Annotated in this window: 17 protein-coding genes; 7 read left to right on the forward strand and 10 right to left on the reverse strand. The window is 68.1% G+C overall.

What is annotated here, in order from left to right; translation table 11 throughout:
• Positions 1 to 133 precede the first annotated feature (133 nt).
• The 6 genes from NSQ78_RS04420 to NSQ78_RS04445 all read left to right on the forward strand — a co-directional run bounded on the left by NSQ78_RS04420 (position 134) and on the right by NSQ78_RS04445 (position 6376).
• Positions 134 to 778 (forward strand): histidine phosphatase family protein, encoded by a 645-nt coding sequence (locus tag NSQ78_RS04420; protein WP_053506861.1) that lies wholly within the window; start codon positions 134 to 136, stop codon positions 776 to 778.
• A gap of 41 nt (positions 779 to 819) precedes the next feature.
• Positions 820 to 2091, forward strand: a complete 1272-nt coding sequence (gene folC, locus NSQ78_RS04425; RefSeq protein WP_064237735.1) for a bifunctional tetrahydrofolate synthase/dihydrofolate synthase — start codon at positions 820 to 822, stop codon at positions 2089 to 2091.
• Positions 2092 to 2172: 81 nt separating this feature from the next.
• A complete protein-coding gene (locus NSQ78_RS04430; protein WP_064237736.1) occupies positions 2173 to 3219 on the forward strand; it encodes an SPOR domain-containing protein in 1047 nt (348 codons plus the stop codon).
• Between the two features lie 46 nt (positions 3220 to 3265).
• On the forward strand, positions 3266 to 4045 hold the full coding sequence (locus NSQ78_RS04435) for a CvpA family protein (RefSeq protein WP_064237737.1): 780 nt from the start codon (positions 3266 to 3268) through the stop codon (positions 4043 to 4045).
• A 30-nt stretch (positions 4046 to 4075) separates the two neighbouring features.
• On the forward strand, positions 4076 to 5542 hold the full coding sequence (gene purF, locus NSQ78_RS04440; RefSeq protein ID WP_049465904.1) for an amidophosphoribosyltransferase: 1467 nt from the start codon (positions 4076 to 4078) through the stop codon (positions 5540 to 5542).
• Between the two features lie 9 nt (positions 5543 to 5551).
• On the forward strand, positions 5552 to 6376 hold the full coding sequence (locus NSQ78_RS04445) for a ferritin-like domain-containing protein (RefSeq protein WP_064237738.1): 825 nt from the start codon (positions 5552 to 5554) through the stop codon (positions 6374 to 6376).
• A 67-nt stretch (positions 6377 to 6443) separates the two neighbouring features.
• On the opposite strand, the gene NSQ78_RS04450 is transcribed toward NSQ78_RS04445, so the two are convergent.
• Positions 6444 to 7901 carry a DUF2235 domain-containing protein gene (locus NSQ78_RS04450; protein ID WP_064237739.1) on the reverse strand — a complete coding sequence of 486 codons (1458 nt, stop codon included), beginning with the start codon at positions 7899 to 7901 and terminating at the stop codon, positions 6444 to 6446.
• A gap of 225 nt (positions 7902 to 8126) precedes the next feature.
• On the opposite strand from NSQ78_RS04450, the gene NSQ78_RS04455 reads away from it, so the two are divergent.
• Positions 8127 to 9380 (forward strand): zinc-dependent metalloprotease, encoded by a 1254-nt coding sequence (locus NSQ78_RS04455; protein WP_049468176.1) that lies wholly within the window; start codon positions 8127 to 8129, stop codon positions 9378 to 9380.
• 54 nt (positions 9381 to 9434) lie between these two features.
• On the opposite strand, the gene lpxH is transcribed toward NSQ78_RS04455, so the two are convergent.
• The 9 genes from lpxH to NSQ78_RS04500 all read right to left on the reverse strand — a co-directional run bounded on the left by lpxH (position 9435) and on the right by NSQ78_RS04500 (position 23235).
• A complete protein-coding gene (lpxH, locus tag NSQ78_RS04460; RefSeq protein WP_057495138.1) occupies positions 9435 to 10181 on the reverse strand; it encodes a UDP-2,3-diacylglucosamine diphosphatase in 747 nt (248 codons plus the stop codon).
• Between the two features lie 91 nt (positions 10182 to 10272).
• Positions 10273 to 10812, reverse strand: a complete 540-nt coding sequence (locus tag NSQ78_RS04465) for a phosphatase PAP2 family protein (RefSeq protein ID WP_064237740.1) — start codon at positions 10810 to 10812, stop codon at positions 10273 to 10275.
• On the reverse strand, positions 10793 to 11938 hold the full coding sequence (locus tag NSQ78_RS04470) for a glycosyltransferase family 1 protein (protein ID WP_049468169.1): 1146 nt from the start codon (positions 11936 to 11938) through the stop codon (positions 10793 to 10795). The genes NSQ78_RS04465 and NSQ78_RS04470 overlap by 20 nt, the downstream gene beginning before the upstream one ends.
• Before the next feature lie 170 nt (positions 11939 to 12108).
• The gene (locus NSQ78_RS04475; RefSeq protein ID WP_053462269.1) at positions 12109 to 15033 is read right to left on the reverse strand and encodes a TonB-dependent receptor; all 2925 of its coding nucleotides are present in this window, start codon (positions 15031 to 15033) and stop codon (positions 12109 to 12111) included.
• 316 nt (positions 15034 to 15349) lie between these two features.
• Entirely contained in the window at positions 15350 to 16876 is a 1527-nt protein-coding gene (gene ppx, locus NSQ78_RS04480; RefSeq protein WP_049468166.1) for an exopolyphosphatase, read from the reverse strand.
• A gap of 322 nt (positions 16877 to 17198) precedes the next feature.
• Positions 17199 to 19286, reverse strand: coding sequence for a polyphosphate kinase 1 (gene ppk1 / locus NSQ78_RS04485; protein ID WP_053506092.1), 2088 nt, complete (start codon positions 19284 to 19286; stop codon positions 17199 to 17201).
• A 4-nt stretch (positions 19287 to 19290) separates the two neighbouring features.
• Positions 19291 to 20622 (reverse strand): phosphate regulon sensor histidine kinase PhoR, encoded by a 1332-nt coding sequence (phoR, locus tag NSQ78_RS04490; protein ID WP_049468161.1) that lies wholly within the window; start codon positions 20620 to 20622, stop codon positions 19291 to 19293.
• A gap of 106 nt (positions 20623 to 20728) precedes the next feature.
• Complete coding sequence (gene phoB, locus NSQ78_RS04495) at positions 20729 to 21418, reverse strand: phosphate regulon transcriptional regulator PhoB (RefSeq protein WP_005408258.1); 690 nt, start codon at positions 21416 to 21418, stop codon at positions 20729 to 20731.
• A gap of 116 nt (positions 21419 to 21534) precedes the next feature.
• Positions 21535 to 23235: a M48 family metalloprotease gene (locus tag NSQ78_RS04500; RefSeq protein ID WP_176422009.1), complete on the reverse strand. Its 1701-nt coding sequence runs from the start codon at positions 23233 to 23235 to the stop codon at positions 21535 to 21537.
• Between the last annotated feature and the right edge of the window lie 38 nt (positions 23236 to 23273).

Below are 23273 nucleotides of genomic sequence, written 5' to 3' on the forward strand. Positions count from 1 at the left end.
CCGCGACCCACGTCGCGGGGTTTTTTCATGCCCGGCCCGGCCCGGCGCGCCGAACAGGTATCATCCCTGTTCCGCGCACTTCACAGGATGTGAACGAAACGCGGAACCTCCTCCCCCAGGACCCCTTGCACGCATGCGCATCCTGCTTGCCCGCCACGGCGAAACGCCGTGGAACGCCGAAGGCCGCTACCAGGGCCAGATCGACATCCCGCTTTCGCCGATCGGCGAAGCCCAGGCCCAGGCCCTCGGCGCGCGCCTGGCCTCGGTGGACATCACCCGTGCCGTCGCCTCGCCGCTGTCACGCGCGCAGCGCACCGCCCAGCTGGCGCTCGGCGCCGCCCGTGCCGGGATGCTGCTGACCGAGCCGGAACTGCAGGAAATCGCCCACGGCGAATGGGAAGGGCTGTTGGCCAGTGAGATCCATGAGAAGGATCCCTCACGCCTGAAAGCGTGGCGCGAGGAACCGGATACCGTGCTGATGCCCGGCGGCGAGTCGCTGCGCCTGGTGCTGGAGCGCAGCTGGCGCGGCCTGGCCCGCGCCACCGAAGGCCTTGGTGAGCACGACACCCTGCTGGTGGTCGCCCACGACGCGGTGAACCGCGTGATCCTGTGCAAGGTGCTGGGGCTGCCGATTTCCCGGCTGTGGACCTTCCGCCAGGCACCGACCACGCTCAACCTGCTCGAAGGCGCCGACCTGGACAGCCTGGAAGTGGTGCGCCTGAACGACTGCGCCCACCACACGCCATTCTTCGGCGAAGCCAAGCACCGCGCTCTCTGATCCATCCCCCTGCATCAACTGCTTCTGCTGGAACCGCTGCCGTGACGAACACCCCGACCACCCTGGCCGACTGGCTGGACTACATTGAACGCCAGCATCCGGCGAGCATCGACATGGGCCTGGAGCGCGTGCGCGCCGTGGCCACGGCGATGGGCCTGGGGGCGCCGGCCAAGCGCACCATCGTGGTCGGTGGCACCAACGGCAAGGGCTCGACCGTGGCCTTCATCGAAGCCATTGCACGCGCCGCCGGCTGGAAGGTCGGCGCGTACACCTCGCCGCACCTGCTGCGCTACAACGAGCGCGTGCGCATCGACGGCCAGGACGTGGACGATGCGGCGCTGGTCGCTGCGTTCAATGCGGTCGAGGCCGCGCGTGGCCAGACCACGCTGACCTATTTCGAGTACGGCACGCTGGCCGCCCTGCACCTGTTCGCCGACGCCGGGCTGGACCTGGCGGTGCTGGAAGTGGGCCTGGGCGGTCGCCTGGATGCGGTCAACATCGTCGACGCCGACGTGGCGGTGATCACCACCGTGGACATCGACCATGCCGAGTGGCTGGGCGAGGACCGCGAAGCGATCGGCACCGAGAAGGCCGGCATCATCCGTGGCTGGAAACCGGTGATCCTGGGTGAAACCGACCCGCCGTCGAGCGTGCTGCGCCGCGCCTACCTGGTCGGCGCCAATGCGATCCGCGGCGGCAGCGATTACTTCTACGAACCGATCGATGCCCAGCGCTGGCGCTGGCGCGATGTCGGCCTGCGCATGGAACTGCCGACCCCGGCCCTGGCCGGCCCGATCCAGCTGGCCAACGCCGGTGCCGCCATCGCCGCGCTGCGCGCGCTGGACAAGCCGGTGCCGCGTGCGGCGTGGGCGGCCGGTATCGCGGCGGCGCGGATCTCCGGCCGCCTGCAGGCGTTCGAGCGCGACGGTGTGCAGATCCGCGTCGATGTCGGCCACAACCCGCAGGCCGCCGGTCAGCTGGCACGCGCATTGAAGGCCGATGTGTCGGCCGGGCGCACGCTGGCGGTGTACGCCGCGCTGCAGGACAAGGACGCGGCGGGCGTGGTGCAGGAGCTGCAGGACGTCGTGGGCGCGTGGACGTTGGCCGGCCTGGACGGCCCGCGTGGGCAGAGCGCGGCGCAGCTGCAGGCGCGCCTGGCCGGCACCGCCGCCGCCGATGCGCAGCTGGCCGGTTCCGTCGAACAGGCACTGGCCCAGGTCCTGGCCGAGGCCGGGCGCGGCGACCGCGTCCTGGTCTTCGGCTCGTTCCATACCGCTGCGGCCGCACTGCGCTGGCTGCAGGGCGCCGCCTGATCCGCGTTCAGCCAATGCCGACGCCGGCCGGTCCGGCACCCGTATAATCGACGGCAATCTCCGGACCGTTGCCTGCCTCACGTGGATACGTCTCTGAAACAGCGTCTGATTGGTGCCATCGTGCTGGTGGCGCTGGCCGTGATTTTCCTGCCGATGCTGGTCAAGGGTCCGGCACCGGACAGTGGCGTGGCCTCGGTGCCGATCGCCGCGCCGGATGCGCCGGCCGATGGCCAGTTCGAGACCCGCGAGCTGCCGCTGGTCGCGCCGGCCGGTGGCGCCACCGGACTGCAGACCGGACAGGCCAAGCCACTGCAGGAAGCGGCCGCGCCGGCCACGCCGCCGACCGTGGACACCTCCCCGGCCGTTGCCGCGGGCAACTTCGCGGTCACCTTTGGCGCATACGGCAGCAAGGCCGACGCCGATGCGGTGATCGCCTACCTGCAGCGCTCGCAGCTGCCGGGCTTCGCAGAAGCGACCACCATCAGCGGGCGCCAGGCGTGGCGCGTGCGCGTCGGGCCGTATGCCGACCGTGCCCAGGCCGAGGCCGCCCGCCTGCAGGCAGTGAAGATCCGCGCCGACGTGAAGGCCGAAGTCATCACGCTGGATGCGGCCGCAGGCAACAGTGCCGCGGTCGCTGCCACACCGGCACCGGCGGCCAGCACACCGGCCGCAGCGACCAGCCCGTCGGCCACCAGCAACCCGGTGCGCAGCGAAAGCCTGCCGCCGAGCACGGCGACCGTGACTACGCCGCCGGCCACCAAGCCGGAGCCGGCCAAGCCGGCGCCGAAGCCTGAGGCGCCGAAGCCTGAGGCCAAGCCGGAACCGAAGCCGGAGGCCACCGCCAGCAAGCCGGCCACGGCGCCGGCCACGCCGGCCGCACCGGCGGCCAGTGGCGTCGGCTTCGCCGTGCAGCTGGGCGCGTTCGGCCAGGCCAGCGATGCCGCTGCGCTGCGCGACAAGGTCCGCGCCGCCGGCTTCAGTGCGTTCGTCGAGCAGGTGCGCACCGAAAAGGGCACCCTGCATCGCGTCCGCGTGGGTCCGGTGGCCAACCGCGCGGATGCCGAACAGCTGAAGGCGCAGGTCGCTGCCAAGGTCGGCGTCGCCGGCATGGTCCGACCGCACCCATGACCGACGCGCAGGCCCGTTGCCAGCGCCGCCGAAGGAGCGGGGCGCCATGATCGACGTGGTGCTGCTGATCGTGATCGCCGCCTCGACCCTGTTGGGGATGCTTCGCGGCTTTGTTGGCATCGTCATCGGCACGCTGTCGTGGCTGCTGGCCGCATGGGCGGCCTTCGCCTTCGGCAACGACGCCGCGCGCTGGTGGGCGGCCCCGGCCGCGCCCGGCGGCGAGCACTTCGTCGGCGGCTACCTGGGCGTGGGCATCGGCGTGATGATCGTGGTCGCGGTGATCGGCATGGTCATCAAGGCGATGATCCACCGCAGCATGCTGACCAGCCTGGACCGCCTGCTGGGCGGCGTGCTGGGCGCCGTGCGCGGCGGCCTGATCGCGGCGATCCTGGTACTGCTGGCGGGTTTCACGCCGCTGACCGCCGAGCCGTCCTGGAAGCGTTCGGCGGTACGCCCGGTGCTGAATCCGGCCGTGGCCTGGATGAACGGCAAGCTGCCGCACTGGCAGGTGCCCGGCGCCGATATGCTGCCCAAGGCCTTGCCCACCGACATGCTGTCCCCATCTGCACTGATGGAGTTGGGGAAGAACGCGGGCGCCGGGTTGGGAAAGCCGGGCGAGGCAGGCGATAATGGCATCCTCAACCAGGTAGTGGCGGGCGGCGGATGGCTGCGGCCCGCGAAAGCGGAACAGGGCGATGCATACGATCCGGCCGAAGTGCGCCCGGACGCCCCAGCACTGCCGGACAGTATCGAGCCGGGCGATCCGGCCAACGTCGACCGCGGGCGCGGCGACCACCGAGGCCAGGTACGGCCACCTTCCTTGTAACTGGGCACGGCCCAGCGGAGACCTCGCACCATGTGTGGCATCGTCGGAATCGTCGGCAACCAGAACGTCGCCGGGCAGTTGTATGACGGCTTGACCGTTCTCCAGCACCGCGGCCAGGACGCGGCAGGCATCGCCACCGCCAGTGGCAGCCGCCTGCGCGTGCAGAAGGCCACCGGGCTGGTCCGCGATGTGTTCGACGCCCGCACCATGTCCACCCTGGAAGGCAGCGTCGGCATCGCCCACGTGCGCTACCCGACCGCGGGCTCGGAAGGCATGGACGAGGCACAGCCGTTCTACGTCAATTCGCCGTACGGCATCGCGCTGGCCCACAACGGCAACCTGATCAACACCGAGGCGCTGCGCCAGCAGGTGTTCGAACAGGACCGCCGCAACGTCAACACCGATTCGGACAGCGAAGTGCTGCTGAACGTGTTCGCCTACGAACTGGAGCAGCAGCGCCAGCTCAGCCCGGAAGCCGCGATCCGTGCGGTAGCCGGCGTGCATCGGCGCTGCAAGGGCGGCTATGCGGTGGTCAGCGTGGTGCTGGGCCTGGGCCTGGTGGCCTTCCGCGACCCGCATGGCATCCGTCCGCTGGTGCTGGGCAAGCGCAGCCATGCCGAGGGCGACGAGTACATCGTGGCGTCCGAGTCGGCGGCCCTGGACGTGCTGGGCTTCCAGCGCGTGCGCGACGTGCAGCCGGGCGAAGCGCTGGTGATCACTGCACGCGGCGAGCTGTTCTCGGAGATCTGCGCCGAGCCGGTCGAGCACACTCCGTGCATCTTCGAGTACGTGTACTTCGCGCGCCCGGACTCGATGATCGACAACGTCTCGGTGCACAAGGCGCGCATGCGCATGGGCATCAAGCTCGGCGAGAAGATCCTGCGCCTGCGCCCGGACCACGACATCGACACCATCATCCCGATCCCGGATACCTCGCGCGACGCCGCGCTGGAGATTTCCAACGTGCTCGGGGTGAAGTACCGCGAAGGCTTCATCAAGAACCGCTACATCGGCCGCACCTTCATCATGCCGGGGCAGGGGGAACGCGTGAAGTCGGTGCGCCGCAAGCTCAACCCGATCCACCTGGAGTTCCGCAACCGCGTGGTGCTGCTGGTGGACGACTCGATCGTGCGTGGCACCACCAGCCAGCAGATCGTGCAGATGGCCCGTGATGCCGGCGCGCGCAAGGTCTATCTGGCCAGCGCGGCACCGCCGGTGCGCTATCCCAACATCTACGGCATCGACATGCCGGCGGCCGAAGAGCTGGTCGCGCACAACCGCAGCGTGGAAGAGATCGAAGCCCACCTGGGGTGCGACTGGCTGATCTACCAGGACATCGAGGACATGGAAGCGGCGGTGAGCGAGGGCAACCCGGCGCTGCGCAGTTTCGATTCGTCCTGCTTCAACGGCCACTACCCGACCGGTATTGAGCCAGGCTACTTCGAGCGCATCCAGCAGTTGCGTTCGGACGATGCCAAGCACAAGCGCCGCGCCTGAGGTCCAGGCGTGGTCGCGGTGCCCGATGCCGGAGGTGACCTGCTGCGCGCGGCGCAGCAGTGCCTTGCCGAGGCCGACCCGCTGCGCAAGGTCGCGCTGACCCAGGCCTATGCCGCCGCGTTCCGTGCCGGCCGCCTGAAGGTGGCCGCCGATGCGCCGCCGCCGGAACCGATCCGCATGCCCGGCCGGCCGGCGCAGCTGGTGCTGGTGCATCCGCGCGACGTGCCGCGGCGTGGACTGGGCGGCGCGGAAGGGCGAGCGGCCTTCATCCACGCCATCGCCCACATCGAACTCAATGCGATCGACCTGGCCTGGGACGCGGTGTACCGCTTCCGCGGTCTGCCAGCGGCGTTCCATGCCGACTGGGTCAGCTGTGCCGACGACGAATCACGGCACTTCATGCTGCTGCGCGAGCGCCTGCAGGCGCACGGCCACGACTACGCTGATTTCCCCGCGCACAACGGCCTGTGGGAAATGTGCGAAAAGACCGCGCATGACGGCCTGGCGCGCATGGCGCTGGTCCCGCGCGTGCTGGAAGCGCGCGGCCTGGACGTCACCCCGGGCATGATCGAGAAGCTGCGCAACGTCGGTGATGGCGAAACCGCCGACGTACTGGAAGTGATCCTGCGCGAGGAAGTGGCGCATGTTGCGGCTGGTTCGCGCTGGTACCGCTGGTACTGCGACCGCGCCGGCGTTGAACCGCGCGCACGGTTCAAGGCGCTGCTGGTGGAATACGCCGGCGGCTACCTGCACGGGCCGTTCAACATCGAAGCGCGCCTGCTGGCCGGCTTCGACGCCGATGAGCTGGCCAACCTGGTCGAACAGGCCGGTTGAAGAAAAGGGGACGGAGGGGATTAAGTCGTTTGTGCCACAAACGACTTAATCCCCTCCGTCCCCTTTTTCATGCGTTGGGCAGCACCACGCGCTTGCCATCCACGGTGGGCCGGTTGATGTAGAACAGGCCGGGGCCGGGCCGGTACGGCAGCTCGCTGACACCGGCGTCGGCGGCATAGGTCAGGGCGGTGTCGCCCAGCGCGTCGAAATTCCAGTGCGCCGACTGCATCAGGTAGCGGCGCCGCAACAGTGCCTCCTGGGGCTGGGTCAACGCCTGGCCGGCCACCAGCCGCCGTGCGATCGGTTGCAGGGCCGACGGCAGTTCCCAGCCGGGAACCCCGGCAGCGCTGGCGCGCCAGGTCACGCCGGCATCGATGGCATGCTGCTGCATCACCTGGAGCGCGATCAGCTGGTAGCGCCAGTCGATGCGCCGCCGCAGTACCACGGCGGCCGTCACGTACAGCACCGGTGACAGCAGCACGCTGCGGCTGCCGGCGCGCCGCTGCTGCTGCCACTGGTGCCAGACATCCACCCACACTTCCTTTTCGTCCACGCCCAGCTGCTGCCGCCAGCGCTCGGCGTCGGCCTGTGCCTCGGCGTAGGCGGTGGTCGCCTGCAGGACCGCCAGCGGTGGCGTCTGGTAGTCGGCCACGCCCGCGCGGCGCAGCATCTGCCGGCGCGGACGGCTGAGCAGCTTGGGCCCTTCGTCGAGCTGGTTGTAGCCGCCGCCGATGTTGGCGTGCACGCCAGGCAGCGCGATCTCGGCAAAGGGCGGCGCGACGCTGGTGAGCGGATAGTGCTGGCGGTGCTCGTCGCGCGCACACAGCTGCAGCACCTGCCTGGCAACGCCGGGCCGCAGCGCGACGCGGGGCTGTTCATCGGCACGCCCGCCGTTGACCGCCACCACGGTGTCGAACAGGCCGATGAAGCGCAGCACCGGATCGGCGCGATCGAAGTCCGCAGTGCACGCCAGGCCGGCGCCCTGCAGCAGCTGGCGCCAGTGCGCGCCATCCCAGGCCTGCACCTGGTTGGCAACGTCACGCGCGGCCGCTGCACCGCGCGAGAAGCCGAACAGATCCAGCTGCACGCGTCGCAGCGGCTGCCGCCAGCGTGCCGCGAGCGCGCTCAGCGCAGCCGGCAGCAGCACCTGCAGTGCACGCTGCACTTTGGCACGCACACCGCTGGCGCCGATGCCGAACGCCAGTCCGATCAGATCGTCGTCGGCGTCATCGCGGGTGCCGACACCTTCGACGTAGATCGACAACGAGGGAGAAGCGGAGGTGCCGGTGCGGCTGTCCGGGTACAGCTGCTGCAGGCGCGCGATGTTGGTCGGCCCGTTGTCGTAGCTGCTGGTCAGCCGGCTCTGGTAGGTCGAATCGTCATCCGCACGCAGCTGCGCCGGGCGCGGCTGGGGCGGCCGTGGTCGGCCTCGCGCCAGGTTGTGTGCGTTGTTGCGGGTGCCATCGAAGAACAGGCCGATCCGCAGCAAGCCGACATCTTCGTCCGTGTCCTGCGAGGGTGCCATGTGTATTTCCCGTGGTGGCCGCGTCACGGTAGCGCGAAAGCGGTGTATTGGCGAAGTGTAGTGACGCTTTTGACCTGACTGAACGCAGCTGCGGTGGATCACAAATCCTGAATTCCATTCCTCGCGCCTATTGAATTCACGCGACCCACGCAGGCCATATGGCCAAACCCGGCAAACCGGGTCGTGCTGCATCAACGCTGTTCACATCATTCAAGGAGCGACGCAATGTTGTCCAGATCGATTGGTAAAGCGGCAGGTGGCCTGGTGTTGGGTTTGTCGGTCGCAGCGGCCGCGCAGGCGGCACCGTTGTTCGAGCCGGTGACGGTCATCAGCCGGGCATCGGCAAGCAGTGAGCCGGCGCTGGGAAAGCTGCTGGCCACCCCGTCCACCGCGACGGTACAGGAAGTGCGCGTTGATGCAGCCGCGACTGCACAGCCGCAGCTGGAATTCGAACTGCTCGGCCAGCGCGTGCAGGCGGTACGCAGCAAGGTCGAGGCGCTGCCCGACGGCGGCAGCATCTGGTATGGCCAGTTCCGTTCGCCCTCGGACAAGCTGACCGCAGCGACGTCCACCGGGCAGGACGATCCCGGCAATTCGCTGATCCTGGTGCGCTCGGGCAACACCATCACCGGTTCGATCCGCAAGGACGGCAAGCTGTACCGCCTGCGCCCGCTGGGCAACCGCCACGTGCTGGTGGAAGTGGATGAATCGCGGATGCCGGCCGACCATCCGGCCGACTACAACCAGCTGCCGAAGATCCCGATGGGCAACAACGATCGCATCGGCATCGCGCAGGCGTCGTCGGGCACGCCGGCCACCATCCGCGTGCTGGTGGTGGCGACCAATGCCGCCGTCACCGCCTACGGCGGCAACATGCAGTCACTGGTGCAGCTGGCGGTGGCCGAGTCCAACCAGGGCTATGTCAACAGCAACGTCGGCATCACCATGCAGCTGGCCGGCTACGAGACCACCAGCTACACCGAGTCGGGCAGCTTCGATACCGACCTGGCGCGCTTCCGCGGCACCAGCGACGGTTACATGGACAGCATCCATACCAGCCGCAACAACACCGCCGCCGACGTGGGCGTGCTGCTGATCAACAACACGGCCTACTGTGGGCTGGCCTCCGGCATCGGCTCGACGGCATCGACCGCGTTCGCGGCGGTGTACTGGGATTGCGCGACCGGCTACTACTCGTTCGCGCACGAGATCGGCCACCTGCAGAGTGCACGGCATGACATCGCCACCGACTCGAGCACCTCGCCCTATGCCTATGGGCATGGCTACCGCTACGAGCCGGCCACCGGCACCGGCTGGCGCACGATCATGGCCTACAACTGCACCCGCAGCTGCCCGCGCCTGAACTACTGGTCCAACCCGAACATCAGCTACAACGGCATCCCGATGGGCAATGCCAGTACCGCCGACAACCAGCGCGTGCTGGTCAACACCAAGGCCACCATCGCGGCCTTCCGCTGAGTCCGTACTGTCCGCGGCCGCCTTGTGCGGCCGCGGATTTCCTGCCGGCGGGAATTACCCGCGGGGCAGGGTATCCAGCGACCAGCCATTGGCGTCCACGCGCAGCACCGAACCCTGTTCGTACCAGTCGCCGAGCACGATGCGGGTGCGGTCGCGGCCGCCGGCCTGCAGCGTGTGGATGGCCGGGCGGTGGGTATGGCCATGGATCATCGTGTCCACGCCGTGGCGCACGAAGGTGGCATCGACTTCGGACGGGGCCACGTCGGTGACAGTCTCGAACTGCGCGCGATCGCCCTGCTTCATTTCCGACTGGCGGGCCTGGCTGGCTTCGCGCGCCTTCTGCGCGAAGGCGATGCGTGCGGCCAGCGGCTGCGACAGGAACTGCGCCTGGAACGCCGGGTCGCGCGTCTGCGCGCGGAACTGCTGGTAGGGGATGTCATCGGTGCACAGCAGGTCACCGTGCTGCAGCAGCACCGGGCGGCCGTACAGCTCGATCACGCAGGGGTCGGGCAGGATGCGCAGGCCGGCGCGGCGTGCGTAATCCTCGCCAAGCAGGAAGTCGCGGTTGCCACGGATGAAGTACACCGGCACGCCGCTGTCGGACAGCACCTTCAGCGCGTCGGCCACCGCATCGGCGGCGGGCGAGGGGGTGTCGTCGCCGATCCAGGCTTCGAACAGGTCGCCGAGGATGTACAGCGCATCGGCGCCGGGCGCCTGCTCGCGCAGGAAGCGCAGGAACAGGTCGGTGATCTCCGGACGGCTGGGGTCCAGGTGCAGGTCGGAAATGAACAGCGTGGTCATGGCCGCATTCTAGGCCATCAAGGAGGACGGTAGCGCCGCTGGCATCTCGGGCTCAGATCCCTCACCGGGGGAACAGGGATCTGACCCCGGTTTACACCGGCAGTGGCAACCAGGTCAGGCTGGCCGAAGCCAGCACGATGGCGATGGCGGTGGCGGCCAGCACATCGGAAGGATAGTGCAGGCCCAGGACCACCCGCGACAGCGCAACGCCACAGGTGAACGGCACCAGCAGCGGCGCCAGCCACGGGTAGTAGGCCAGTGCCACGATGGTGAACGACACCGCGTGCAGGGTGTGCCCGGAGGGAAAACTGAACTCGTCCAGCGGCGCTACCCAGGCGCGGATGCGCAGGTCGGCCGCGTAGGGCCGCGGGCGCCGGGTCCAGCGCTTGAGGCCCTTGTACATCAGCAGCGCGGCCAGGCCCGTGGCGGCCATGTGCACCGAGGCGCGCAGGCCGTCGAAGCCGTCCAGCATCACCAGCGCGGCCATCAGCACGTACCAGAACACGCCATCGCCGAGCCGGCTGATGACCGCGAACAGGCGACGCACGCGGCGCCGCCGGCAGTAGTGGTTTGCGCGCCGGCACCAGCGTGCTTCGCGCCCGGCCAGCAGCTCAAGCGGCGTAGTGCGCATGGCCGTTCCTCCGCGACTGTGCCAGTTCGGCCAGCAGTGCATCGAACTCGGCCACCACCTGCTGTGGATGCAGTCGCTTCATCGCGCGTGCGGCATTGCCGCCCAGTTCGCGGCGTTGCGCGTCATCGGCGGCCAGTCGCACGGCGGCATCGATGAACTGCTCGTCGCTGTCCACGGCTGCGCCGTTCTCGCCATTGCGCAGGTACTCGCGCGCGGCGCCGTAGTCGAAGGCCACGGTGGCCACACCGCTGGCCATGCTTTCCAGGGTCACGTTGCCGAACGTCTCGCTGCGGCTGGGGAACAGGAACAGATCGCCGCTGGCGAAGTGCCGGGCCAGCGCATCGCCGCGCTGGATGCCACAGAAGATGAAGTCGGGGTTTTCATGTGCCAGTTTTTCGCGGGCCGGGCCATCTCCGACCCACACGAAGCGTGCCTTAGGCCGGATCTGCTGCAGCCGGCGGAACGCCTTCACTGCCAGGCCGAGGTTCTTTTCGGCAGCGATGCGGCCGACATAGATCGCCACCAGGCCGTTGCCATCCACGCCCCATTCCTCGCGCAGCGCGGGATCGCGCCGGCCCGGATCGAACTGCTGGCTGTCCACCGCGCGGGCCAGCAGGCGCACGCGCTCGAAGCCCTGTTCGCCGAGGAACTGCTGCAGTTCGCGGGTCGGCACCAGGGTGGCGTCGGCCTGATTGTGGAAACGGCGCATCCAGCGCATGGCCGCGGCCTGCAGCCACGCCACGCCATAGTCGGGCAGGTACTCGTCGAAGCGGGTGTGGAAACCGCTGGCGACCGGAATGCCAAGGCGGCGCGCGGTGCGCAGTGCCGACCAGCCCAGCGGTCCTTCGGTGGCGATGTACACCGCATCCGGGCGTTGTTTCTGCCAATGGCGGCCCAGCCGGATCGGGGCCGGCAGGCCGAAGCGCAGTCCGGGGTAGCGCGGCAGCGCGGCGCCGGGAACCAGCAAGGTGCCGGGTGCCGAGTCCAGCGCTTCGCTGGACTGGCGGGGGCGGACCAGGTCGATCTCGTGGCCGGCTGCACGCAGACCCTGCTCCAGGCCCTGTACGGTGAGAGCGACGCCGTTCACTTCCGGCGGATAGGTCTCGGTGACGATGGCATAGCGCATGGCGGGCCTCCCGGTTTCCGGCATGCTCGGGCCTGGCGATGTAGCCGACATGACCGCTTTGCGACCATCAGATGACGGCGGCGCCGGCCACCGCATGGGCGCTGCGGCCCATAAAAAAACCACGGCCCCGAAGGGCCATGGTCGTCATGCTTCCGTTACAGCGCGATGGATCAGAAGCGCTGCTGGTACTTCATGTAGATGAAGCGGCCGATATCGTAACCACCGTAGTACGAGAAGGCCGAGTTCGGCTTGCTGTACATGACCGGGCCGTACTTCTCGAACACGTTGTTGGCACCGACCGACACGGTGGCATCCCACGGCAGCGAGTAACGCACCTGCACGTCGTGGAAGGTGACCGCGCCGCGCTCGTTGTAGTTGCGTGCGCCCTTGTACCACGGTGCGTACACGCCCGGATCCGAGCACTCGTCCGGGTACAGCGCGATGTTCGAGCAGGTTTCCTTCACGCCCGAATAGTAACGCGCGGTCCAGCTGGCGCCGAAGTTGCCCCGCTCGTAGCCCAGCACCAGGTTGGAACGGACGCGGAAGGCGCTGCCGATGCCGTTGGTGACGATCGGGACGATCGAGTTGTCGTTGGAGGTGCGGTAGGTCGCACTGGACACGTAGGTGGTGGCCGAGTTCACGTTGAACTTGCCGAACCGGGTATCCAGACGGTAGCTCACGTCCAGGTCGTAGCCTTCGGTTTCCATGAAGCCCGCGTTGCGGTTGCCGAACTTCAGGTTGGTCACGATGCCGGTCACCGGGTCACGCTGGAAGCGCGAGCAGCGCGCTTGGATACCCGACTCGTAGCAGTCCTGCAGGATCTGGGTCGGCGTGTCAGCGATGATCGTGTTGTCGATGCGGATCTTCCACCAGTCCAGCGAGGCGTTGAAGCCCTGGATGAAGCTCGGGCTCCAGACCAGGCCCAGCGTCTTGCTGGTCGAGGTTTCCGGGGTCAGCAGCGGGTTCGACCCGGAGGTGAACGGCACCGGCGTCGCGTCCGTCGACGTGTTCACCGGGGTGCCACCCTGGCGCAGCTGGCGGAAGGTATTCGCATTGGCGATGTCGCGTGCGCATCGTGCACGGACTTCCGCGCTGGAGGCCGAGGAACCGAAGCGGGTGTCGCACGGATCGCTGAACTGCGCGAAGGTCTCCGAACCACCACCGAACAGGTCGCTGATGGTCGGTGCACGGAAGCCCTCGGCCCAGGTGCCACGCACCATCAGCGAGTCGATCGGCTTCCACTTGAAGCCGAACTTGCTGTTGAGCGTGTTGCCGAAGGTGTTGTAGTCCGAGAAGCGCGTTGCGCCGTTGAAGGTCAGTTCCTTCGCGCCCGGCAGGTCGGCCAGCACGGGAACGTTCACTTCCAGGTAGGCCTCGTTGACGGTGTAGTCACCGCCGGTCGGGCCAGCGGCCAGGTTGGTGGTCGCGCCGGTCTGGGCCAGGGCATCCGGGGTGTACTTGCCTTCTTCCTTGCGGCTTTCCACGCCGAACGCGAAGCCGAGGTCGCCGGCCGGCAGGGTCACGATGCTGCCGGCGATGTTGGCAAAGAAGTTCTTGGAGGTGGTGCGGCCCTTGGTGATCTCTTCCGGGAACAGCCACGCCTGCAGTTCTTCGTTGCCGTACAGGCCATCGGCCGCCGTCGTGCCGTACGGCACCAGCGGGTTCCACGGCTTGCACACGTCATAGGAGATCGGTGCAGCGGCGGTGCCGCACTGCACCTTGCCGGTGGCGGCGTTGTAGAACGACGGGCCGACGCCGCCGGCGACGCGAGCCTTGTGCAGGTTGCCGGTCGCCACCGATTCCAGTTCATTGCGGTTGTACTGGTAGCCCACTTCCCAGTCGAAGTAGCGGCTGCCGATCTCGAACGAACCGTCGAACGACGCCACCGCGCGGTAGGTCTTCAGCTCGCTGGTGGTCACGCGCGGCACCTCCCAGGTGCGGCGGTTCCATGCCACGGCGGTCGGGGTGGCGTAACCGTGCTGGCGGCCGAACGGATTGAAGTAGCTGTTGATCGACATCGAGCCGACGCCGGCGGTGCTCGACTGCAGCGGATAGCCCGCGATCTGGCGGGTGGACTCACGCTGGTTGTAGCCCAGCTCGGTACGGAAGTTGACGTTGTCGGTGATCTTGAAGCGGCCGTCGAAATAGACCGAGTCACGCTTGACCGGATACATCACGTGCATCTGGTCGTTGGCGTTGCTCACGTCACCGGTGAACGGCGTGCTATCGGTGAGATGGTAATTGGCCGGATTGGTCGGATCCGCGCCGCGGTTGAGGGAATAGCCGCAACCCGCAGTGGCGGTACAGCCCGGGCCGCGCAGACCGGTGAACTGGCCGTACTGGCTGATCGTGGTCCAGTTGCTGCTGTCGTACGGATGACGATCGGTCATGCCGTACTTGCTGAAGCCGCGATCGCGCGCCCACACGCCCTTCTCTTCGGCGTGCTCGGCCGACAGGGTCAGCGACAGGCGATCGTTGCTCCAGCCGGCGACCACGTCGAAGCGGTCACGCGCGCCGTCGCCCTGGCTGTACTGGCCGTGGTAGACGTTGGCGGTCACACCGGTGACATTGGAACGGGTGATGATGTTCACCACGCCGGCCATGGCGTCGGAGCCATAGATCGCAGAGGCGCCGTCCTTCAGCACCTCGATGCGTTCCACGGCGGACACCGGCAGGGTGGAGATGTCCTGGTAGCCGGACGTGCTGATGCCCAGGCGCTTGCCGTTGACCAGCACCAGCGTGCGCTGGGTACCCAGGTTGCGCATGTCGATGTAGGTGCCACCCGCGTTTTCACCCGCGGTCAGCGCATTGGCGCGGCTGATGGTCGGGCTGCCCATCGCGGTGACGTTCTGCAGGATGTCGGCAACCGAGCTGAAGCCCTGCTTTTCGATGTCGTTGCGGCTGATCGCGAACACCGGCTGGGCGGTTTCCACGTCCACCTGGCGGATGCGCGAGCCGGTGATCTCGATGCGGTCGAGGTTGGTGGGCGTAGCGTTGCTGCCGTCCTGGGCGAACGCGGGCAGGGCGGCCAGCGTTGCGGTGGTTACCAGGGCATAGCGGATGGCCTGCCCCAGTGCGGTGGTGCGTGAAGTCATGGCGAGCTCTCTCTCTCAGGTCGTGCACAAGACGCCAAAGTGGGCGTCGAAGGAGCCAGCTGGGTTGATGACCGAGCCGGTGACCCGATAGTAGTCTCGTTAGTTAATGCTCTGTAAAGAGTTCGTATCAATTTATGTCACGAGGCACCTTCTGCCTTCACGAAACGTGAACAAAAGCAGGCGCTTACGTGAGAGGTTCGGGACGCGATACGGTGCCGTCGTGTTGCGAAGCAGCACAAAAAACCGCCAGACTGCGCAAAGTGGGACAGCGAAGTGCATCACTTGAGCGGCCCGTGCAAGGCACGGGGCAGCGTATTCAGGCGACGAACGGGCGGAACTGGATGCCCAGCCCGGCGATGCCGTCGGTCTCGCCGATCAGGTCGGCGCGGAGCAGCGGACGGGCATCGATGAACGCCTGCGGCACGATCAGCGACAGCCGGTTATCGTCGGCGGTCAGTTCCAGCGCCGGCAGCGGGGCATCCTCGTGGGCGCGGTTGAGCAGCACCGCCAGCCGCAGCAGCGCCGCGAGCCGGCGCGCGGTCAGCAGCAGGCGTTCGGGCAGGGCGTCGAAGGCGGTCTTGGCCACGCTGCGGCGGTGGCTGCGCACCAGCGCCGCCAGCATCTGCTGCTCCTGGCGCGAGAAGCCGGCAATGTCCGAATGTTCCAGCACATAGCTGCCATGCACGTGGTAGCCGCTGTGCGCGATCATCAGGCCCAGCTCGTGCAGGCGTGCGGCCCAACCGAGCATGCGCGCATCGTCGGCGTCGAGCCGCCAGCGTTCCTGCACCTGTTCCAGCAGCGAAAGCGCGGTCTCCTGCACGCGCTCGGCCTGCACGGTATCGATGCCGTAGCGCTGGCTGAGTGCAGCCACCGATTCATCGCGCAGGTCGTTCTCGCCGGCGCGGCCGACGATGTCGTACAGGATGCCTTCGCGCATCGCGGCCTTGCTGACCAGCAGCTTCTGCAGGCCCAGCGCCTGGAAGGCGGCTTCCAGCACCAGGATGCCGCCGGCGATGATCGGGCGGCGGTCGCTGGACAGGCCCGGCAACTGGATATCGTCGATCTTCTTGGCCTTCAGCAGTTCATCGCGCAGCTGCGGCAGGGCTTCGGCGGTGATCGCGCCCTTGCTCAGCTTCATCGTCGCGCAGATCTCGCTGATCGCCTTGTGCGTGCCTGACGAGCCCAGTGCTTCCTGCCAGCCCAGCGCACGGTACTTGCTGGCGAAGGGCTGGAACTCGCGGCCGATCTCGGCCAGCGCGTCCTTCCAGCGCTTCTTGCTCAGCTTGCCGCCCGGGAAAAAGCGCCGCGTGCTGGCGATGCAGCCGGCCTGCAGGCTTTCACGCTCCAGGGTCTGCATGCCCATGCCGATGATGAACTCCGTGGAGCCGCCGCCGATGTCGATCACCAGCCGGCGCTGGCCGGGCTTGGGCGGCTGCGCATGGGCCACGCCCAGGTAGATCAGGCGGGCTTCTTCGCGGCCGCTGACCACTTCGATGGCATGCCCCAGTGCGGTTTCGGCCGGGACCAGGAACGACTGCGGCGAGCGCAGCTGGCGCACCGTGTTGGTGGCCAGTGCGCGTACCCGGTGCGGCGGCACATTGCGGATGCGCTGGCCGAAGCGCGCCAGGCACTCCAGCGCGCGCTGGCGGGCCGCTGCGGAGAGGCCGCCCTTGCCGTCCAACCCATCGGCCATGCGCACGGTCTCGCGCAGGCGGTCGATCACCCGCAGCTGGCCAAGCGTGTAGCGCGCGATGACCATGTGGAAACTGTTGGAGCCAAGGTCGATGGCGGCCAGCAGGTCGCCATCCTGCAATGCGGGCGGAGTCGTGGTGGTATGCGGCATGGACGAATGTTAGCCGAAGGGGCGGTGCGCTCGTCACCGCGCGGCCTTCACATATTGGAAGAGGGGAGTGCGGCAGGGCTGCGCCCTGCACCTGCCGAAGCATCAGCAGCAGGCTATCCGTGGGATGGCGGGGTGGGTCCGATGGCAGGGGACGCCGTGAACCCGTCCATGGGGGCTTGGTCGCCGCATCCATGCGGCTCACACCCCTGCCACCGGACCCACCCCGCCTTCGACAGTTCTCTGCGATCTGCCGGACGGCGTTCTGCGCTGCTGCTGGTAGGTGTCGACCTTGGTCGACACAGTGGATGCGGCACCTACCGGGTCAGAGCCCCTGCATCAACGCCATCTGTGCCGAATGCGGGGCTTCGTCATGGGCCGGGGCGCGCTTGTGGTACACGCCGTCCGCGTCCAGCTCCCAGGCATTGAGGTTGTCGTCCAGGTAGTTCTGCAGGACTTCGCGATAGACCCGCTTGGCCAGTTCCGGATCGAGGATCGGGAAGCAGGTCTCGACCCGGCGCAGCAGGTTGCGCTCCAGCCAGTCGGCGCTGGCGCAGTACATCTCCGGCGCGCCGTCGTTGCCGAACCAGTAGACCCGGCTGTGTTCCAGGAAACGACCGACGATCGAGCGCACGCGGATGTTGTCCGAGATGCCCGGCACGCCGGGGCGCAGGGTACAGGCGCCGCGGATGATCAGGTCGATCTGCACGCCGGCCTGCGAGGCGGCATACAGCGCACGAACCACCTGCGGCTCGTTCAGTGCGTTCATCTTGGCGATGATCCGCGCCGGGCGACCGGCGGCGGCGATGCGCGTCTCGCGCTCGATGCGGCCGAGGATGCCGGTGTGCAGGGTGAACGGCGACTGCAGCAGGCGCTTGAGCTTCATCTTCGAGGCCAACCCGGACAGCTGCTGGAACAGCAGGTGCACGTCGTTGCCGATATCCGCGTCGGCGGTGATCAGGCTGATGTCGGTGTACGCGCGGGCGGTGCCACTGTGGTAGTTGCCGGTGCCCAGGTGCACGTAGCGGCGCAGCTTGCGGCCCTCGCGGCGCACGATCAGCAGCATCTTGGCGTGGGTCTTGTAGCCGACCACGCCGTACACCACCTGCACCCCGGCCTCCTGCAGGCGATCGGCCAGGCCCAGGTTGGCCTCTTCGTCGAAGCGGGCGCGCAGCTCCACCACCACGGTCACGTCCTTGCCGTTGCGCGCGGCCTGGATCAGCGCATCGACGATCAGCGAATCCTTGCCGGTGCGGTACAGGGTCTGCTTGATCGCCAGCACGTTGGGGTCGATCGCCGCCTGCCGGATCAGGTCCAGCACCGCGGTGAACGCATCGAACGGGTGGTGCAGCAGCAGGTCCTGGCGCGCCGCTGTCTCGAAGATGCCATCGCTGTCGCGCAGCGTGCGCGGGGTCATCGGCGGGTATTTCAGGTCCGGCTGCGCGATCAGGTCGTACAGCTGGATGATGCGGTTGAGGTTGACCGGGCCATCGATGCGGTACACCGCGTTCTCGGTCAGGCCGAAATTCTGCAGCAGCGTGCGCACGATCTCGCGCGGCATGTCGTGGGCGATTTCCAGGCGCACCGCCGGCCGGTAGCCGCGGTCAACCAGTTCGTCGCGCAGCGCCAGCGCCAGGTTTTCCACTTCCTCCTCGTCCACCACCAGCTCGGAATTGCGGGTGACGCGGAACTGGTAGGCACCCTGGACTTCCATGCCCGGGAACAGTTCATCGACGAAGGTCGACAGCACCGACGACAGGAACACGAAGTTCTGCGATCCGCCGAGCTTCTCCGGCAGCTGGATGATGCGCGGCAGCGAGCGCGGTGCACGCACGATCGCCAGGTGGCCGGCGCGGCCGAAGGCATCGGTGCCCTTCAGCACCACCACGATGTTCAGCGACTTGTTGAGGATCTTCGGGAACGGGTGCACCGGGTCCAGGCCCAGCGGCGACAGCACCGGCATGATCTCGTTGCGGAAGTAGGCACGCAGCCAGCGCCTCTGGCGATCGGTCCAGGAATGGCGGCCAAGCACGCCGATGCCGGCCTCCATCAGCGCCGGGCGCAGCGTCTCGTTCCAGCAGCGGTACTGCTGGTCCACCAGTTCGGCGGCGCGGTCATGGATGGCGTTGAGGATGGCCTGCGGGCTCATGCCGTCCGGCGCCGGCGGCAGGCCGAACTCCTGCGCGTGGCGCACGGCCGCGGCGCGGATCTCGAAGAACTCGTCGAGGTTGGTGCAGGAGATGCACATGAAGCGCAGGCGCTCCAGCAGCGGCACCTGCGGGTCCATGGCCTGCGCCAGCACGCGGAAGTTGAAATCCAGCTGCGACAGCTCGCGGTTGATGTACAGCGCCGGGTCGCGCAACGGATCGTTGTCCGGGCTCACGGGGAGGGGGAGGGATCCGAGGCTGCTCATGGCGTCATTCTTCGATGGAGGTCAGGGGGGCGGACTCGCGCGGGCGCACGTGGTCGGCATCGAAATGGCAGGAGAACACCGAGCCCTTGCCGACTTCGCTTTCAATCTCCAGCCGTGCGTGGTGCAGGCCGAGGATATGCTTGACGATCGACAGGCCCAGCCCGGTGCCACCGCTCTCGCGCGAGCGGCTGCTGGACACGCGGTAGAAACGCTCGGTCAGGCGCGGCAGGTGGGTGGCGGGAATGCCGTAGCCGGAATCGCGCACCGCCAGCACGGCGCCGTCGCCTTCGCGGCGGAACTCCACCGCGATGCGGCCACCGGCCGGGGTGTAGCGCACCGCGTTGGTGACCAGATTGGAGAACGCGCTGTGCAGTTCCTTGGTCGAGCCCTGCAGGTCGACACCGGCCAGATCGTCGATGCTGATCTGGTGGCGGCCCTGGCTGTGCGCCTCGGCCTCGCGGCGCAGGGTCGCCAGCATCGGCTGCATGGCCACGGTCTCTTCTTCGCTGTGCTCCTGCGATTCCAGCCGCGACAGGGTCAGCAGGTCTTCCACCAGCTGGGCCATGCGCTGGCTCTGCTTGCGCATTTCTTCCAGCATCGGGCCCGTGCCGGGGAAATCCTCCGGGTCCATCATGTCCAGGTAGCCGTGGACCACGGTGAGCGGCGTGCGCAGTTCGTGTGAAACATTGGCCACGAAGTCGCGGCGCACCTGTTCCAGGCGCAGCAGTTTGCTGACGTCGCGCGCGATCAGCAGCCAGTAGTCCGACGAATAGGGAATCAGGCGCAGGTTCAGGCGGATCGCCGGGTCGACCGGCGAGGGCACGTCCAGGATCGGTTCGGCATTGCGGCCACCGGCCAGCCAGTGCGCCAGCGGCATCGGCTGCAGGCGCTCGACCAGGGCCTCGCCGAGGTCGCCGGGGTGGTGCAGGCCAAGCAGGGCGGTGGCCGCTTCGTTGAACCACTGCACGCGCTGGCTGTTGCGGTCCAGCACCACCACCGCATCGGGCAGTGCGGCGGCAGCGGCGCGGTAGCTGCGCAGCATGTCCAGCAGGCGGCGCTTGCGCACGCGCATTTCCACCTGGTTGCGGTACAGCAGGCGGTCCAGTTCGTTCCAGACGCCGGTGCCTTCTTCGGCGGTGTCCCAGCGCTGGCGGGCGGTCAGCCGGCGCAGCACGCTGCGCAGGCGCCAGTAGTGCCAGGCCAGGGTGGCCAGCGCGGCCAGCGCGATGCACAGCCACAGGTGGCCCGTGACTCCCCCCACCAGTCCGGCGAACAGCAGTACCGCGGCAACAGTGGCCAGGGTCTTCAACCAGGCAGAGCGGATGTGGCGGGGCATTGCGATCTCGTCGTTGAGGTGCGGCGGTTCACTGGGGTGAACCGAGGGTTATAGCAGAGTTGCCGGCACCGGCACCCGCAGGTGCACGGCGCCGGCACGACGAGACTCAGGTGGCAGTGGAGAAGCGGTAGCCGGCGCCGCGCACGGTCTGCACCATGTTCTCGGCGTTGAACGGTTCCAGCGTCTTGCGCAGGCGGCGGATGTGCACGTCGATGGTGCGCTCTTCGACGTACACGCTGCCGCCCCACACGTGGTCCAGCAGCTGGGCGCGGGTGTAGACGCGCTCGGGGTGGGTCATGAAGAAGTGCAGCAGGCGGTATTCGGTCGGGCCGATCGGCACCGGCTGGTCGTTGGCGAACACGCGATGGGCGGCGCCGTCGATGCGGATCGGGCCGACCGCCACGCTGCCGTCCTCGTCATCCTCGCGCGCGCGGCGCATGACCGCACGGATACGGGCCAGCAGTTCGCGCGCCGAGAACGGCTTGACCACGTAGTCATCGACGCCGGCCTCCAGCCCGCCGACGCGGTCGTTCTCTTCGCCACGGGCGGTCAGCATGATGATCGGCACTTCGCGGGTCAGCGTTTCCTTGCGCCAGCGACGGGCCAGGTCCAGGCCACTGGTGCCGGGCAGCATCCAGTCCAGCAGGATCAGGTCGGGGACGCGGTCGGCGATCGCGGTCTGGGCCTCCCGGGCATCGCCGGCGTGGACCGGTTCGTAATCGCCCTTGCGAAGGGCGAAGGCGACCATTTCGCGGATCGCGGGCTCGTCATCGACGATCAGGATGCGTTTCTGCACGAGGACACCGTAGGGCTCGGTTACTGGAGTGGTGCCAGTAGACTACGGTTTGATGACATGTTTGTGACTGCCCGGGCGGAACCGGCCGGGATTGCCATCGGCCGGTCATGCACCGCTCAGCGGCGGTCCAGGTCCGGGTCCTGCACGCCCTGGCGGCGCAGCTCCAGTACGGTCGGGGTGATCGATTCGATGCGGGCGTCGACGCGCGCGCGGCCGATATAGTCCAGCGCCGGGTTGCGCTTGAGCGCCTGCAGCTGCAGCAGCGCCTGTTCCGGCCGCCCGCTGAGGAACGCCGCCTCGGCATAGGCTTCGCTGGCGCGCACGCTGTCACCGGCCAGCTCGCTGGCGCGGGCAAAGCGCTGCTGGAAGACCGGATCATTACCGCTTTGCGACAGCAGCGGGCGCAGCATCGCCTGTGCCCGCTGGCCGGCCTCGCGGTTGCCCTGCTCGTTCAGGATCTCGGCATAGGTCAACGCCACCGGGCGGCTGTTGGGATGTTCGCGCAGCAGCTGCTCGAAGCGGCTGTTGGCCTGGGCGGCCAGGCCCGCACGCGACTCCGCCTCGCCCAGGCCCAGCGCCAGCCACAGGTTGCCGGGATGGGTCTGCAGCAGGCCCGCCAGGGTCTGCCGGGCCTGGCCGGCACCGGCACGGCCACCGCGCATCATCGCCAGGGCCTGGCCATAGCGCTGTGCATCATTGAGACCGTCCTTCTGCCGTTTGGCCAGATCGGCATACTCGCGTTCCAGCTCGGGGGTGGAATCGGCACTGAGCACGCGCAGGCGCTCCCGTGCCCACTCGAAGTCACCGCTGGCGCCGCGGTTGAGCTGGCCGATCGGCAGGCGCAGCACACTGCTGGGCAGCAGCGGGTTGTTGCCGCGCAGCAGCGGCTCGCCCAGGCTGGGATCGGCCGGGTCCACCCGCTCCCTGCGCTCGCCGCTGGGGGTGCTGGTGGTCAGCAGCACCGTATCCTTCTTCATCTGCTCGGCGCGGGCCTTGGCCTCGCTGATGCGGGTGATGTTGACCGGGTGGGTGCGCAGGAACTCGGGCACGCTGTAGCCGCCTTCATTGCCGCGCATGGCCGCCGACATCCGTTCGAAGAAGCCGGCCATGGCATCCACGTCGTAGCCGCTGCGCGACAGGGTACGGATGCCGAGGCGGTCGGCCTCGGACTCGTTGGAACGGGTGTAGTTGATCTGCCGTTGCTGCATCAGGCCCATGCCTGAACTGATCGCGGCCATCGTCGCGTTGCCGGACGAGGTGCTGTTGCTGGCCTGCGCGGCCACCACCGCCGCCAGCATGCCCAGCAGGATCGGGATCTGGTCACGCTGGGCACGCTCGACGCCGCGCAGCACATGCTGCTGGGTGACGTGGGCGATTTCGTGGGACAGCACCGCAGCCACCTCGTCCTCGCGCTCGGCGGTCAGCACCAGGCCGGCATTGACGCCGATGTAGCCGCCGAGGGTGGCGAAGGCGTTGATCTGGCGGTCCTTCATCACGAAGAAGGTATAGGGCTGCCGTGGCTGGTCACTGTTGGAGCCAAGCCGGGTACCCATGGTCTGCAGCCAGTCGTTGACCAGCGGATCGTCCAGCAGGTAGCCATAGTTGCGCAGCTCGCGCAGCATCATTGCGCCGTACTCGGCCTGGCGGGCCGGGGTCAGCAGCTCGCCGGCCGAGGAGCCGATGTCAGGCAGCTTCTCCTGGGCCTGGGCCAGCGGCATGGCCAGGGCCAGGGTGACGGCGGTAGTCAGCAGCAGGGCTCGCAAGCAGAAGGTCCTCGGGCGGGGCGCGCCCAGCGTGGCAGGGCAGGGGGCAACCATTCGTTAATCCACAGTGTTGCGGCCGTGGCGTGGAAATT

Source organism: Stenotrophomonas sp. FSL W7-1447 (genome assembly GCF_037966425.1).
GTDB classification, from domain to species: domain Bacteria; phylum Pseudomonadota; class Gammaproteobacteria; order Xanthomonadales; family Xanthomonadaceae; genus Stenotrophomonas; species Stenotrophomonas pavanii.

Excerpts from the sequence above, each read along its gene's own strand:
- purF (WP_049465904.1), top strand. The coding sequence starts at position 4,076 with ATGTGTGGCATCGTCGGAATCGTCGGCAACCAGAACGTCGCCGGGCAG.
- phoR (WP_049468161.1), bottom strand. The coding sequence starts at position 20,622 with ATGCCCCGCCACATCCGCTCTGCCTGGTTGAAGACCCTGGCCACTGTT.
- NSQ78_RS04500 (WP_176422009.1), bottom strand. The coding sequence starts at position 23,235 with ATGGTTGCCCCCTGCCCTGCCACGCTGGGCGCGCCCCGCCCGAGGACC.
- NSQ78_RS04465 (WP_064237740.1), bottom strand. The coding sequence starts at position 10,812 with ATGCGCACTACGCCGCTTGAGCTGCTGGCCGGGCGCGAAGCACGCTGG.
- lpxH (WP_057495138.1), bottom strand. The coding sequence starts at position 10,181 with ATGACCACGCTGTTCATTTCCGACCTGCACCTGGACCCCAGCCGTCCG.
- NSQ78_RS04470 (WP_049468169.1), bottom strand. The coding sequence starts at position 11,938 with ATGCGCTATGCCATCGTCACCGAGACCTATCCGCCGGAAGTGAACGGC.
- ppx (WP_049468166.1), bottom strand. The coding sequence starts at position 16,876 with ATGCCGCATACCACCACGACTCCGCCCGCATTGCAGGATGGCGACCTG.
- NSQ78_RS04455 (WP_049468176.1), top strand. The coding sequence starts at position 8,127 with ATGTTGTCCAGATCGATTGGTAAAGCGGCAGGTGGCCTGGTGTTGGGT.
- ppk1 (WP_053506092.1), bottom strand. The coding sequence starts at position 19,286 with ATGAGCAGCCTCGGATCCCTCCCCCTCCCCGTGAGCCCGGACAACGAT.
- NSQ78_RS04475 (WP_053462269.1), bottom strand. The coding sequence starts at position 15,033 with ATGACTTCACGCACCACCGCACTGGGGCAGGCCATCCGCTATGCCCTG.
- NSQ78_RS04420 (WP_053506861.1), top strand. The coding sequence starts at position 134 with ATGCGCATCCTGCTTGCCCGCCACGGCGAAACGCCGTGGAACGCCGAA.
- NSQ78_RS04450 (WP_064237739.1), bottom strand. The coding sequence starts at position 7,901 with ATGGCACCCTCGCAGGACACGGACGAAGATGTCGGCTTGCTGCGGATC.
- NSQ78_RS04435 (WP_064237737.1), top strand. The coding sequence starts at position 3,266 with ATGATCGACGTGGTGCTGCTGATCGTGATCGCCGCCTCGACCCTGTTG.